Origin of the sequence: Photobacterium sp. J15 (assembly GCF_963870815.1) — a bacterium.
Lineage (GTDB): Bacteria > Pseudomonadota > Gammaproteobacteria > Enterobacterales > Vibrionaceae > Photobacterium > Photobacterium marinum.
Genome location: NZ_CAWMUI010000001.1, coordinates 16,011 through 29,468, shown reverse-complemented (window position 1 = coordinate 29,468; position 13,458 = coordinate 16,011). Strand labels below are relative to the sequence as shown.

The following is a 13,458-nucleotide window of genomic DNA, read 5'->3' as shown; positions in this document are numbered from 1 at the left end:
ATTATGACCGCGTTAAATTTATAACAAAAACGCACGTTATATAATCAGCCGATAACATATAGCCGTCAATTACAACATTATAGTCCCGGCAATGTACCGGACTGCACCCCTACTATAGTTAATGGATGGGGTAACCCAAGGAAAGTAATGTCATGAGCCAAGAGAAAATCGACATCAAGGATGTCACGCCCAAGCAATTTAACCCCAAAACCCACAAAGGCGGCTCAGATCGCTTCAACCCAGGTAATCGCATCTACGTCCGTGCCGCCAAAGGTATCTACCAGCGTCTGAGAAAAAAAATGGGCTGGGTACTGATGCTTTTATTTATGGGAACGCCCTGGATCCCGTATGGCGATCGCCAGGCCATTCTGCTTGATATCGGCCAACAACAATTCAACTTCTTCGGCACCACATTGTGGCCCCAGGATCTGACCCTGCTCGCCACCTTATTTATGATTGCGGCCTTCGCCCTGTTTTTTGTCACCACTTTTCTCGGCCGAGTCTGGTGTGGTTATTTCTGCCCGCAAACCGTGTGGACCTTTATCTACATCTGGTTTGAAGAAAAGCTCGAAGGTCCGGCGAATAAAAGGCGTAAACAAGACAGCATAAAACTGACCGGCAAGTTGCTTGGCAGAAAGATCATCAAACATGCCGCCTGGCTGACTGTGGCCCTGGCAACCGGCCTGACTTTTGTCGGTTACTTCCTGCCAATTCGTGCGCTGGTTGCCGACTTTTTTACTTTTGATGCCAGCTTCTGGGCTGGCTTCTGGGTCTTGTTTTTTACCGGCTGTACCTATGCCAATGCAGGCTGGATGCGCTCCATCGTCTGTATTCACATGTGTCCGTATGCCCGTTTCCAGTCCGCAATGTTCGACAAAGACACCTATATTGTCGGCTACGATGTCAGTCGCGGCGAAGCCCGTGGGCCGCGCCCGCGCAAGAAAGATCCGAAAGAACTCGGCCTCGGTGACTGTATTGACTGCAACTTATGTGTTCAGGTTTGCCCGACCGGGATCGATATCCGCGATGGCCTGCAGTATGAATGCATCAACTGTGGTGCCTGTGTCGATGCCTGCGATGAAACTATGGTGCGGATGGGGTATGAAAAACGCCTGATCAGCTACACCACAGAACACAAGCTGGAAGGTCACAATACCCATGTTATGCGTCCGAAACTACTTGGCTACGGTGCCGTGATGGCGGCGATGATCGGCCTGTTCTTCTTCCTGCTGGCCTCGGTTCAGCCAATGGGACTGGATGTGATCCGGGACCGCAACCAGTTGTTTAAGATCAACAGTGAGGGGCTAGTTGAAAATACCTACACCCTGAAACTCCTGAACAAAACCCAGCAGCCTGCTGTTTATACACTGAGGGCTGAGGGGTTAGAAGCAATTGAATGGTATGGCCCGCAACAAGTAACAGTCGATGCCGGAGAAGTCTACACTCTGCCAGTCAGCCTCGGGATTGATCCGTATCTGCTCACCTCTCCGATAGCCGATATCACTTTTGTGATGGAAAAACAGAATGACAGTGAAAATACGACTGTTAGAACAGAAAGCCGTTTTATCGGAGAACTGCGCTAACAGCTAGAACGTTAAGTTCAGGAAAGCAAAGGGCCGATAACGGCCCTTTTTTATTATGGTGATATACTGACAGCCAAATCTTACAGGCTGCGGAATTTGTCACATGACACAACAAGATGGTTTTAGTTTTTCAGATCTGACTCCGGATCTGCTGCTGGATGCGCTCGACAGCATCGGCGTTCGAGCTGAGTCCGGGCTTTTGCCACTCAACAGCTACGAAAACCGGGTTTACCAGTTCAGTGCCGAAGACGGCGCACGGTATGTCGCCAAATTCTACCGGCCACACCGCTGGAGCTGTGAACAAATCCAGGAAGAACATGACTTCACCCAGGAACTGCTCGAACAGGATATTCCGGTCGCTGCCCCAATCACCTTCGAAGGCCAGACCCTGCATCACTTTCAGGAACACCGCTTTGCCCTGTTTCCGAGCCTGGGCGGCCGCCAATTCGAAGTCGATAACTTTGACCAGCTGGAGTGGGTAGGGCGCTACCTTGGCCGGATTCACCGAGTCGGCCAGCGCCAAGCTTTTAAACACCGTCCGACCATCGGCCTGACCGAATACCTGCACCAGCCGCGCCAGATTCTGGAAAACGCCGATTTTATTCCCGAGCACCTGAAAACCGTCTTTTTTGCCGATCTCGACATGCTGATCCGCGAACTGGAGCAACACTGGTACAGTGACTGGCAACCACTGCGCCTTCATGGCGACTGCCACCCGGGCAACATCCTCTGGCGTGACGGCCCGCTATTTGTCGACCTGGACGATGCCCGCAATGGCCCAGCAGTTCAAGATTTATGGATGCTGCTCAACGGCGAGCGCCACGACCAGCTGGCACAACTGGATACCGTGCTGGAAGCCTATGGTGAATTTGCCGATTTCAATCACAAAGAATTGCAACTTATTGAGCCTTTACGCGGTCTTAGAATGGTGCACTATATGGCTTGGCTGGCAAAACGCTGGGAAGATCCTGCGTTTCCACGCGCTTTCCCGTGGTTTGCCGACGCAAAATACTGGGAAGGACAGGTACTGGCCTTCAAGGAGCAACTGGCCGCATTAAATGAACCACCATTGCAACTGATGCCGCAGTGGTAACATACTAATTACACTAACGGAATATAACCCGGGGTTATTTCAGTCCACATTGAGGGAGTATCTCGAAACATGTTTAAGAAACTCTTTGCGCTAGCAAGCGTCGTCTTACTGTCCTTTTCAGTTCAGGCGGCAAAATTTACTGAAGGTGACTACTACAAGGTACTGGATACACCAAAGTCCAGCAGCCCTCTGGTCACCGAGTTTTTCTCATTTTACTGTCCGCACTGTTTCCGGTTTGAATCAACAATCCGAGCTCTGAAAAAGACACTGCCAGACAATGCCAAACTGCAGAAGAACCATGTTTCCTTCATGGGCGGCCCGATGGGTAAATCCATGAGCAAAGCCTACGCCACGTCAGTAGTCCTTGGCGTTGAAGACAAAATTCTGCCAGTGATGTTCACCCGCATCCACACCATGCAGAAACCACCGCGCAACGATCAGGAAATCCGCCAGATCTTTATCGACGAAGGCGTCGATGCCAAAGACTTCGACGGTGCGTTCAACAGCTTTGCGGTTAATTCCATGGTCAACCGTTTCAACAAAGCCTTCCAGGACAGCGGCCTTTCCGGTGTACCGGCACTGATCATCAACAACAAGTACCTGCTAAAGACAGACAAAATCAAGTCGATGGATGAGTACTTTGAGCTGGTTAACTACTTGCTGAAAAAGTAAGATTATTATCAATAAAGAGTAAGGGCCCAAGCGGCCCTTCTTTTTTGTCTGTCAGACTGACCAGATACTAAAGGATATAAAGGTGGAAAAAATACTGATCAGTGCCTGCTTGTATGGCAAGGCTGTTCGTTATGACGGCAAAGATAACTTTCTTGCCCACCCTCAGCTTCAACAATGGAAACAGCAAGGCAGGCTGGTCGTGGTTTGCCCCGAAGTCAGCGGCGGCTTAGCCACTCCGCGCCCACCAGCAGAAATTCAGGCTGACGGCACAATCCTGACCGTTGATGGTAACGATGTGACCACAGCATTCAATTGCGGCGCAGAAGAAGCCGCTGTACTTTGTCGCCAGCACAAAATCAAATTGGCCCTTCTGAAAGAAAACAGCCCTTCATGTGGAAGCCATGCGATTTATGACGGCCAATTCAACGGCACCAAAATTCCGGGAGAAGGGAAAACCACCTCAGCCCTAAAGCTATTAGGGGTAAAAGTCTTCAATGAAAGCCAAATCGACGAGCTGGCCAAAGCCTTAACAACATCGGAATATTGAAACGCACTGCATGCGGACTCCTGTAACTAGATCATCTGAGCCGTCAGCTGCTTCATCAACCGATCCATGGCGCGGTAGCCCAGCGCCTCGGCCAGATGTCCCCGTTCTATTTGCTCACAGCCAGACAGATCCGCAATTGTTCTGGCAACTTTGATAATACGGTGATAGGCACGGATCGACAGCCCAAGCTGGTGCAGGGCGTTTTCAAGAAATTCAGCATCTGCCTTTTGCAACTCGCAATAGCGATCCAGTTCCCGGGTTGAGAGCAGGGCATTAACCTTACCGCTTCGGGCCTGCATATCCTGCCGGGCCTGAAATACCCGCTGGCGGATCACCGTACTCGGTTCGCCCCGATCGCCACCTTCGGCTAAAGTGCCCCGCGGCAAGGCCGGAATTTCTATCGACATATCAAAACGATCGAGCAAAGGTCCGGACAAGCGCCCGAGATAGCGCAAAATAGCCTGAGGATTAGTCCGGCTCTGATTTCCTTCATAGTATCCAGTCGGACTGGGATTTAGCGCCCCGATCAACTGAAACCGCGCCGGAAAACAGGTTTTGCTGGAGGCGCGGGAAATCACTATCTCCCCAGACTCCAGCGGCTCACGCAGCGAGTCGAGTGTTTTACGTTCAAACTCCGGCATTTCATCAAGAAACAACACGCCGTTGTGGGCCAGTGAAATCTCTCCGGGCCGGGGGATCGAACCGCCACCCACCAGCGCCGCCATAGAACTGGAATGATGTGGCGTCCGGAACGGCCGTTGCCGCCAGTTCCCCTCATGCAGGCTCTGCTGGGTCAGTGAAGTCACAGCCGCTGTCTCCAACGCTTCTTCAACACTCATCTCCGGCAGCAGGTCACACAACCGCGACGCCAGCATGGTTTTACCGGTTCCCGGCGGGCCGATAAACAACAGGTTATGTCCGCCGGCTGCGGCGATTTCCAGCGCCCGTTTCCCTTGCTGCTGGCCGATAATGTCCTGCATATCACGCTCAGATCCGGAGGGATTTGTCTCTGTCTGTTGTTGACTACGACAATAAAGTTCCAGCTGTTGTTGCCCGCATAACTGACCACATACAGCCAACAAATCCTGAGCTGATTTATGGATACCCCGACCGACCAGTGCCAACTGATCACCGTTTGCATTCGGGGCGATCAAACAACGCCCGGCCTGTTTGGCAGCCAGTGCTGCGGGCAGGGCGCCTTTCACCGGCCGTAAATCCCCAGAAAGCGCCAACTCCCCTAAAAATTCATAATCTTGTAGCTTATTTGTCGGTATCTGCCCGGACGCTGCCAAGATACCTAATGCAATCGGTAGGTCAAAACGCCCCCCTTCTTTGGGCAAATCAGCCGGAGCTAAATTGACAGTGATCCGCCGAGACGGAAATTCAAAATTAGCATTAACAATCGCACTGCGCACCCGATCCCGCGCTTCTTTGACGGTGGTTTCCGGCAGGCCCACTAAAGTTAATGCTGGCATTCCGTTACTGATGTGGACCTCAACGGTCACCGGTGGCGCATCTACACCAACACAAGCCCGGCTGTGAACTATTGCAAGAGTCATCCTGTCCTTTCCTTGTGAATTATCATCCAATGAACGGATAAAATAATATCAAATCGATATCATATTGATTGCCGTTATGCAGATTCCCTGAAAATTATTCTGAAGTTTTTACTTGTCATGCGAGCCATGTCTGTGTTAACTCTAAAAAGAGCAACAAATAAACAATAAATTAAGACAGTCAGAAAATGCCATTTAACGCTAAAGCTATCTCTCTCATTATCAACGTCATCGTGGTGATTATTTCACCGCGAGAGGGGCTGGCAGGCGTAAAATAGCGACAAACACAACACACGCAAGAAAGCCCCCGCACCCAACCGGTCCGGGGGCTTTTTTTTACACATAATTCGAAAATATGCCGACATAACCACCAGAAACTATGTCAGCAAATCGCAAGCAAGGAAGGGAGCAGCGATGACAGGAGCAGAATTAGTTGTTACAGCGCTGCAGCAGCAGGGGATCTCTACGGTATTTGGCTACCCGGGTGGTGCCATAATGCCAATCTATGATGCTCTGTATGACGGCGGTGTCGACCACATCCTGTGCCGCCACGAGCAGGGCGCAGCCATGGCTGCCATCGGCTATGCCCGCGCCACCAGCGGCATCGGTGTCTGCCTGGCCACATCAGGGCCGGGTGCCACAAACCTCATCACCGGGCTGGCGGATGCCATGCTCGACTCTGTTCCTGTGGTTGCCATCACCGGCCAGGTTGCCAGCCCGCTGATCGGCACAGATGCTTTTCAGGAAGTCGATATTCTAGGCATGTCCCTTTCATGTACCAAGCACAGCTACCTAGTTACCCGCCACGAAGAGCTGGCATCGGTTCTTGCTGAAGCATTTACCGTTGCCACCAGCGGCCGCCCCGGACCTGTGCTGGTTGATATCGCCAAAGATGTTCAGTTAGCCACCGTCGATACCCCTGTCCAGCCGCTCCAGCTTGCTCCTGAATACCCGGCCGTGGATGAAACTGAACTGAGCAAAGCCCGGGCCTTACTGGCAGAAAGCCGCAAACCGATGCTGTATGTCGGTGGCGGGGTACCATTGGCAGGTGCGGTAGATACTGTGCGTGAATTTCTGGCTGTGACCAATATCCCGTCAGTTTCCACCCTGAAAGGACTAGGCTCTGTTGATGCCAGCCACCCTTATTTCCTGGGTATGCTGGGTATGCACGGAACCAAAGCGGCTAACTTGGCCGTTCAGCAATCCGATCTTTTAATCGCTGTCGGCGCACGATTCGATGACAGAGTAACCGGCAAACTCGATACCTTTGCCCCGGATGCCAAAGTCATCCACATGGATATAGATGCCGCGGAGTTCGGCAAACTGCGCCAACCGGATGCGGCGCTACGCGGCGACCTGAACCAACTGCTACCACTACTGGCCCAGGAAAAATCAGTTACTGCCTGGCGCGAACAGGTACAAGAACTGAAACAGGCCCACGGCTGGCGTTACGACCATCCGGGTGAAGCTATCTATGCCCCGCTGCTGCTGAAGCAACTGTCGGACATGATCGATGATTCCACCATCATCGCGACAGATGTCGGCCAGCATCAGATGTGGGTGGCCCAGCACGTCAGCCACCGCCGTCCGGAAAACTACCTGACCTCAGCAGGTCTCGGCACCATGGGCTTCGGCCTGCCAGCAGCCATAGGTGCCAAACTGGCCCGCCCTGAAGATCAGGTGGTTCTGGTTTCCGGTGACGGCTCATTCATGATGAACGTTCAGGAGCTGGGCACGATTCGCCGCCGCCAACTGCCAGTCAAAATCATCCTGCTGGATAACCAGCGCCTGGGGATGGTTCGCCAATGGCAGGAGCTGTTTTTCGACGGTCGCTACAGTGAAACCAACCTGTCGGATAACCCGGATTTCATCACCCTTGCCAGTGCCTTCGGTATCCCGGGTCAAACCATTACCCGCAAAGAGGAAGTGGAGCCGGCACTGCAAACCATGTTAGAGAGCAAAACAGCTTACCTGCTGCATGTTGCTATCTCAGAGGAAGAGAACGTCTGGCCACTGGTTCCGCCAGGGGCTGCCAACCAAGATATGATGGAGAACTAAGCATGAACCAGCACACCTTAGCGATACAGGCAGCCTGCCGCCCGGAACTGTTAGAGCGCGTTTTACGCATCACCCGCCACCGCGGATTCATGGTAAAACACTTTAATATGACGCAAAGTGACGATAACCAATCTATAGATATAGAAGTAACCGTTAGCAGTGAACGCCCGATTGCCAACCTGTCACAACAGCTGGACAAACTATGGGATGTCACTGGAGTGGAAGTACTACAGCAGCAAAAACAACAAGCAACTGCATAAAAAAGGATTATAAAATGGCAAATACCGCTGATTACATTTGGTTCAATGGTGAGCTAGTTCCATGGCAAGATGCCAAAGTACACGTACTGACCCACGCGATGCATTACGGCACTTCTGTCTTTGAAGGGATCCGCTGTTATGAAACTCCGAACGGCCCGGTTGTGTTCCGCCATCAAGAGCACATGGCACGCCTGAAAGACTCCGCCAAAATCTACCGTTTTCCGATCCCTTATTCTGTTGATGAACTGATGGAAGCCTGCCGCGAGACCCTGCGCGCTAACAAGCTTTCTTCAGCCTATATCCGCCCGCTGGGCTATGTTCCGAATGTCGGCCTTGGTGTCTGCCCGCCGCCGGAAACAGAAATGGACCTGATCATTGCCGCATTCTCCTGGGGTTCATACCTTGGCGAAGAAGCCCTAGCCAATGGCGTCGATGCCATGATTTCAAGCTGGAACCGCGCTGCGCCAAATACCATTCCGACTGCCGCCAAAGCCGGCGGTAACTACCTGTCATCCCTGCTGGTCGGTGGCGAAGCCCGCCGCCACGGCTATGCTGAAGGTATTGCCTTGGATGTCCGCGGTTACCTGTCCGAAGGAGCAGGGGAAAATATCTTTGTCGTGCGCAACGGTGTGATTTCCACCCCGCCGGCCACCAGCGCTATCCTGCCGGGGATCACCCGCGACTCCATCGTGACTCTTGCCAAAGAACTGGGCTACGAAATCCGTGAAGAAAACATTGCCCGCGAAGCCCTGTACCTGGCCGACGAAGTATTCATGACAGGAACAGCAGCAGAAATTGTGCCGGTGCGCAGCGTCGATCAGATCACTGTCGGCGAAGGCAAACGCGGCCCGATCACCGAACACATCCAGTCAACCTTCTTCGGCCTGTTCAACGGCCAGACCGAAGACAAGTGGGGCTGGCTCGATCCGGTATACCCGGAATCAGCTCAGTAAAACACACTCATTACCGCGGCACGGGACTGGCCCCGGGCCGCCGATAAAAGGAATTAGATATGCCCAAGTACCGTTCAGCTACCACAACCCACGGCCGTAATATGGCTGGTGCCCGTGCCCTGTGGCGCGCCACAGGTGTGAAGGAAGAAGATTTCGGCAAGCCGATTATTGCCGTGGTTAACTCTTTCACTCAGTTTGTTCCCGGCCATGTTCACCTGAAAGATCTGGGCCAGCTGGTTGCCAGGGAAATAGAAGCCGCAGGCGGGATCGCCAAAGAGTTCAACACCATTGCGGTGGATGACGGTATAGCCATGGGCCACGGCGGGATGCTGTATTCACTGCCTTCCCGTGAACTGATCGCCGACTCGGTCGAGTACATGGTCAATGCCCACTGTGCCGATGCCATGGTTTGTATCTCCAACTGTGACAAAATCACCCCGGGAATGCTGATGGCTTCAATGCGCCTCAATATCCCGGTCATTTTTGTTTCCGGCGGCCCAATGGAAGCGGGCAAAACCAAGCTGTCCGATAAGATCATCAAGCTGGATCTGGTTGACGCCATGATCCAGGGTGCCGATCCGACGGTATCCGATGAACAAAGCGAGCAGATCGAACGCTCTGCCTGCCCGACATGCGGCTCCTGCTCGGGCATGTTTACCGCTAACTCGATGAATTGCCTGACTGAAGCACTGGGCCTGAGCCAGCCGGGTAACGGTTCACTACTGGCAACCCATGCCGACCGCAAACAGCTGTTTCTGAATGCAGGCAAACGTATCGTCGAACTAACCAAGCGTTATTACGAGCAGGATGATGCTAGCGCCCTGCCACGCAATATCGCCACCAAACAAGCCTTTGAAAATGCCATGGCGCTAGATATCGCGATGGGGGGCTCAACCAATACCGTCCTTCACCTGCTGGCTGCGGCTCAGGAAGGCGAGGTGGATTTCACCATGGAAGACATCGATCGGATGTCTCGTAGGGTACCGCACCTGTGCAAAGTAGCCCCGTCAACCCAGCAATATCATATGGAAGATGTGCACCGTGCCGGCGGAGTCTACGGCATCCTGGCCGAGCTAAACCGCGCCGGGCTGCTTCACAGCGATAGTCGTAACGTCCTGGGCCAGAGCTTTACCGAAACACTAGCCGAATTTGATGTCGCTACCACTGATTCCGAAGAGGTAAAGCGCTTCTACCGTGCAGGCCCTGCCGGCATCCGCACCACAGAGGCTTTTTCTCAGGACTGCCGCTGGGACAGCTTAGATAGCGATCGCCAATCCGGCTGTATCCGCAGTAAAGAACATGCATACAGCCAAGACGGTGGTCTGGCTGTGCTATCGGGCAACATGGCCGTTGACGGCTGTATCGTCAAAACCGCCGGAGTAGATGAGAGCTGCCTGACCTTTACCGGCCCGGCTATCGTATTCGAAAGCCAGGAAACCGCAGTAGAAGGGATTCTGGGTGGCAAAGTCAAAGCCGGTGATGTAGTGATCATCCGCTACGAAGGCCCGAAAGGCGGACCAGGCATGCAGGAAATGCTGTACCCAACCACATACCTCAAATCCATGGGGCTGGGCAAAGAGTGTGCGCTCATCACCGACGGTCGTTTCTCCGGAGGTACCAGTGGCCTGTCCATCGGTCATGTTTCCCCAGAGGCAGCTAACGGCGGCACCATCGGCCTGATCGAAGACGGCGATATTATTGCCATTGATATCCCGAACCGCTCGATTGCACTTCAGGTAGATGAAGCCACCTTGTCTACCCGTAGAGAAGCGGCCAACCAGCGCGGCTGGAAACCGGTTGATCGCCAGCGTGACGTGTCATTTGCCCTGCGGGCTTATGCCAACCTGGCCACCAGCGCCGATAAAGGGGCTGTCCGTGACAAAACCAAGCTAGAAGGATAGGAATGATGAGCGAAGTGAAACGGGCCGAAGATGTAGCGCTATTAAGCGGAGCCGACTACCTTCGCGATATTCTTCGGGCTCCGGTATACGAGGTGGCTCAGGTCACCCCATTACAGGCCATGGAGCGCCTCGGCGCCCGGATCGGCAATAATGTTCAACTCAAACGAGAGGACCGCCAGCCGGTCCACTCCTTCAAGCTGCGCGGTGCCTATAACATGATGTCGCAGCTAAGCGAAAGCCAGCGCCGCGCCGGGGTAATTGCGGCTTCAGCCGGGAATCACGCCCAGGGGCTAGCCATGTCGGGCAAGCACCTCGGAGTCAATGCCACCATAGTTATGCCCCGGACAACCCCGGATATCAAAGTCGATGCCGTTCGAAGTTTTGGTGGTAACGTCGTGCTGCATGGTAGCAACTTTGATGAAGCCAAGACCCATGCCGAAGAGCTGGCCCGCCAGCACGGCTTAACCTTTATCCCGCCTTTCGATCACCCGTCAGTGATTGCCGGGCAGGGCACCATCGGCATTGAGCTGGTACAGCAAAACGGCCACCTCAACTATGTTTTTGTCCCTGTCGGAGGCGGTGGTCTGGCTGCAGGGGTTTCTGTGTTACTCAAGCAGTTACTGCCTGAAATCAAGGTGATCGGTGTCGAAGCCGAAGATTCCGCCTGCCTAAAGGCCGCTCTGGATGCCGGCAAACCGGTCGCACTCGGTCAGGTCGGGATGTTTGCTGACGGGGTGGCGGTGAAACAGATTGGAGCTGAAACCTTCCGCCTGTGCCAGCAATATCTGGATGATGTCATCACGGTGAGCAGCGATGAAATCTGCTCAGCGGTAAAAGATATCTTCGAAGACACCCGGGCCATCGCCGAACCGTCCGGTGCCCTGTCGCTGGCAGGACTTAAAAAATATGCTGAACAACACCAGCTGAAAGATAAGCAGATGGCGGCAATCCTGTCCGGTGCCAATCTTAACTTCCACAGCCTGCGCTATGTCTCGGAACGCTGTGAGCTGGGTGAGAAGCGGGAAGGCCTGCTAGCCGTCACCATACCGGAACGTCCCGGCGCTTTTCTTGATTTCTGCCATATCCTCGGAGGGCGGGCCGTCACCGAATTCAATTACCGCTATAACGATGACACGCTGGCAAATGTTTTTGTCGGGGTACGGCTGATGCAGGGACAGGAAGAGCTGGAAGGTATCATCCAGGATCTGCGCAAAGCCGGTTATCCGGTTGTCGACCTGTCGGATGACGAGATGGCCAAAGTCCACGTCCGCTATATGATTGGCGGACGACCGCCAAAGCCACTTAAAGAAAGGTTATACAGCTTTGAGTTTCCGGAATACCCGGGGGCATTGATCAAGTTCCTCAACACATTGGGAACCCATTGGAACATCAGCCTGTTTAATTACCGCAACCACGGTGCCGATTACGGTCGCGTGTTATGTGGCTTTGAATTGGAAGAAAAAGACTTGCTGTCCTTTACCAGCCACTTGCGAGAACTGGGCTATCACTGGAAAGACGAAACCGACAACCCGGCCTATAAGTTCTTCCTTGCTCAATAAGCAGCGCTACATAAATGAGAAAAGCAGCCGATGGCTGCTTTTCTTTTAGGGGTTCTTCATTAATTTTAACTGCTCGATATAGCACGTCATCAGGCCAATATGATGCTCCAGCAACTCCGCTCTGACGTTATCTGGCACCTGGATAAAAAGATCAACCAAGTGGCGGAGATCATCATGCTCATCAACGGTATCGGGGATCAGATCCTGCTCAATAAACCAGCCTAACGGCCGGCCTGTGATCTTTGCAATTTTGACCAGGGTAGTCACCCTTGGCTCGGTTTTGCCTGATTCCAGATCTAGATAGGTTTGCCTTGCCATATCAAGGTGCTTAGCCATAGCAACCTGAGACAGCGCTTTCCACTCTCTGGCATCTCGGACCCTCGCTGCAATATGCGATTTTGAGTTTTCCATTTATGCACCATCTGTTGAGTGTTACCAAAATTAACCTGTTTTCTTGCTTTTCGATTGCGCAGAAAGGGCATCAACAGCGAAAGAAAACAGGAAATTATCCAACAGAAAAGCACAAGTTCACGACCGTTCACTTAATTTTTGTGAAACAAAGCAACTGATGTCAGCCAAAGCAGACAATTGATTCAAAAAGGGTAAATAATTGCATACAAGTTCAATGCAATACATTGCTTTACCGATAAGTTGACCGGATTACTTATCCTTTTGAGTCAGCGCTCGGGTGTACTCGGCCATAAAGCTGGCAAGGTTAATACTTTGCTGGAGAATAACATTTCGAGCTGAATGTGGAAGCCGACTGAAGTATTGCAGCAGACGATCAATTTCTTCTTTGTATTCACTCTCAAGGATTTCGATCCCTTCATCACCGTAGACAAACCAGGTGAGGGGACGCTCAGTAATTTCTGAAATTTCGGACAGTAAGCGTACTTTGGGTTCTGTTTTACCGGTTTCCAGATCAAGGTAGGTCTGCCTGGCAACTCGGAGCTGCTGAGCCATGTGGACTTGGGTCAGGCCCTTCCACTCCCGGGCCTCCTTAATGCGAGCGGCAATTTTTGCTTTTGGATCTGTCATGTCTAACCTCCAATACAGGTATTAATGAAGACTGCCTAACTTTCATTCCTAGGATGCACAACATGAGCCAACTTTCACAAAGCTAAATTAACAATTATATTTCAATACTTTAAGGTGAAATCTTACACCTCATTTTGTATTTTGATTCGCAGTTCGTAATACACAACTGCTGATATTTTTATTTCGCAATAAACGCGTCATCATTGTCTAGAGAGTAGACTTTTCCTCTTCCAAATAC

The 13,458-nt window shown here is 52.4% G+C and carries 12 protein-coding genes; 9 read left to right on the top strand and 3 right to left on the bottom strand.

The window, feature by feature from the left end; all coding sequences use genetic code 11:
• Window positions 1-152 precede the first annotated feature (152 nt).
• The 4 genes from ccoG to AACQ93_RS00125 all read left to right on the top strand — a co-directional run bounded on the left by ccoG (window position 153) and on the right by AACQ93_RS00125 (window position 3,895).
• A complete protein-coding gene (gene ccoG, locus AACQ93_RS00140) occupies window positions 153-1,583 on the top strand; it encodes a cytochrome c oxidase accessory protein CcoG (protein ID WP_064601503.1) in 1,431 nt (476 codons plus the stop codon).
• A gap of 103 nt (window positions 1,584-1,686) precedes the next feature.
• On the top strand, window positions 1,687-2,676 hold the full coding sequence (locus tag AACQ93_RS00135) for a serine/threonine protein kinase (protein WP_064601502.1): 990 nt from the start codon (window positions 1,687-1,689) through the stop codon (window positions 2,674-2,676).
• 69 nt (window positions 2,677-2,745) lie between these two features.
• Window positions 2,746-3,348: a DsbA family protein gene (locus AACQ93_RS00130; protein WP_007471381.1), complete on the top strand. Its 603-nt coding sequence runs from the start codon at window positions 2,746-2,748 to the stop codon at window positions 3,346-3,348.
• An 82-nt stretch (window positions 3,349-3,430) separates the two neighbouring features.
• Window positions 3,431-3,895 carry a DUF523 domain-containing protein gene (locus AACQ93_RS00125; RefSeq protein ID WP_064601501.1) on the top strand — a complete coding sequence of 155 codons (465 nt, stop codon included), beginning with the start codon at window positions 3,431-3,433 and terminating at the stop codon, window positions 3,893-3,895.
• Between the two features lie 26 nt (window positions 3,896-3,921).
• On the opposite strand, the gene AACQ93_RS00120 is transcribed toward AACQ93_RS00125, so the two are convergent.
• Complete coding sequence (locus tag AACQ93_RS00120; RefSeq protein WP_064601500.1) at window positions 3,922-5,454, bottom strand: YifB family Mg chelatase-like AAA ATPase; 1,533 nt, start codon at window positions 5,452-5,454, stop codon at window positions 3,922-3,924.
• Window positions 5,455-5,865: 411 nt separating this feature from the next.
• Here AACQ93_RS00120 and ilvG point away from each other — a divergent pair, with 411 nt between their 5' ends.
• The 5 genes from ilvG to ilvA are packed head-to-tail and all read left to right on the top strand — an operon-like array spanning window position 5,866 to window position 12,182.
• Window positions 5,866-7,509: an acetolactate synthase 2 catalytic subunit gene (ilvG, locus tag AACQ93_RS00115; RefSeq protein ID WP_064601499.1), complete on the top strand. Its 1,644-nt coding sequence runs from the start codon at window positions 5,866-5,868 to the stop codon at window positions 7,507-7,509.
• Between the two features lie 2 nt (window positions 7,510-7,511).
• Window positions 7,512-7,769, top strand: coding sequence for an acetolactate synthase 2 small subunit (gene ilvM / locus AACQ93_RS00110; RefSeq protein ID WP_007471375.1), 258 nt, complete (start codon window positions 7,512-7,514; stop codon window positions 7,767-7,769).
• Window positions 7,770-7,783: 14 nt separating this feature from the next.
• Window positions 7,784-8,722, top strand: coding sequence for a branched-chain amino acid transaminase (locus AACQ93_RS00105; RefSeq protein WP_007471373.1), 939 nt, complete (start codon window positions 7,784-7,786; stop codon window positions 8,720-8,722).
• A 59-nt stretch (window positions 8,723-8,781) separates the two neighbouring features.
• Complete coding sequence (gene ilvD / locus AACQ93_RS00100; RefSeq protein ID WP_007471371.1) at window positions 8,782-10,623, top strand: dihydroxy-acid dehydratase; 1,842 nt, start codon at window positions 8,782-8,784, stop codon at window positions 10,621-10,623.
• Between the two features lie 5 nt (window positions 10,624-10,628).
• Window positions 10,629-12,182 (top strand): threonine ammonia-lyase, biosynthetic, encoded by a 1,554-nt coding sequence (gene ilvA, locus AACQ93_RS00095; RefSeq protein WP_064606420.1) that lies wholly within the window; start codon window positions 10,629-10,631, stop codon window positions 12,180-12,182.
• 45 nt (window positions 12,183-12,227) lie between these two features.
• On the opposite strand, the gene AACQ93_RS00090 is transcribed toward ilvA, so the two are convergent.
• Window positions 12,228-12,593 (bottom strand): helix-turn-helix domain-containing protein, encoded by a 366-nt coding sequence (locus AACQ93_RS00090; RefSeq protein ID WP_007471367.1) that lies wholly within the window; start codon window positions 12,591-12,593, stop codon window positions 12,228-12,230.
• Window positions 12,594-12,842: 249 nt separating this feature from the next.
• Complete coding sequence (locus AACQ93_RS00085) at window positions 12,843-13,220, bottom strand: helix-turn-helix transcriptional regulator (RefSeq protein WP_007471363.1); 378 nt, start codon at window positions 13,218-13,220, stop codon at window positions 12,843-12,845.
• Window positions 13,221-13,458: the final 238 nt, after the last annotated feature.

Coding starts and splice junctions, on each gene's coding strand:
- ccoG (WP_064601503.1), top strand. CDS start 153: ATGAGCCAAGAGAAAATCGACATCAAGGATGTCACGCCCAAGCAATTT.
- AACQ93_RS00135 (WP_064601502.1), top strand. CDS start 1,687: ATGACACAACAAGATGGTTTTAGTTTTTCAGATCTGACTCCGGATCTG.
- AACQ93_RS00130 (WP_007471381.1), top strand. CDS start 2,746: ATGTTTAAGAAACTCTTTGCGCTAGCAAGCGTCGTCTTACTGTCCTTT.
- AACQ93_RS00120 (WP_064601500.1), bottom strand. CDS start 5,454: ATGACTCTTGCAATAGTTCACAGCCGGGCTTGTGTTGGTGTAGATGCG.
- ilvG (WP_064601499.1), top strand. CDS start 5,866: ATGACAGGAGCAGAATTAGTTGTTACAGCGCTGCAGCAGCAGGGGATC.
- ilvM (WP_007471375.1), top strand. CDS start 7,512: ATGAACCAGCACACCTTAGCGATACAGGCAGCCTGCCGCCCGGAACTG.
- AACQ93_RS00105 (WP_007471373.1), top strand. CDS start 7,784: ATGGCAAATACCGCTGATTACATTTGGTTCAATGGTGAGCTAGTTCCA.
- ilvD (WP_007471371.1), top strand. CDS start 8,782: ATGCCCAAGTACCGTTCAGCTACCACAACCCACGGCCGTAATATGGCT.
- ilvA (WP_064606420.1), top strand. CDS start 10,629: ATGAGCGAAGTGAAACGGGCCGAAGATGTAGCGCTATTAAGCGGAGCC.
- AACQ93_RS00090 (WP_007471367.1), bottom strand. CDS start 12,593: ATGGAAAACTCAAAATCGCATATTGCAGCGAGGGTCCGAGATGCCAGA.
- AACQ93_RS00085 (WP_007471363.1), bottom strand. CDS start 13,220: ATGACAGATCCAAAAGCAAAAATTGCCGCTCGCATTAAGGAGGCCCGG.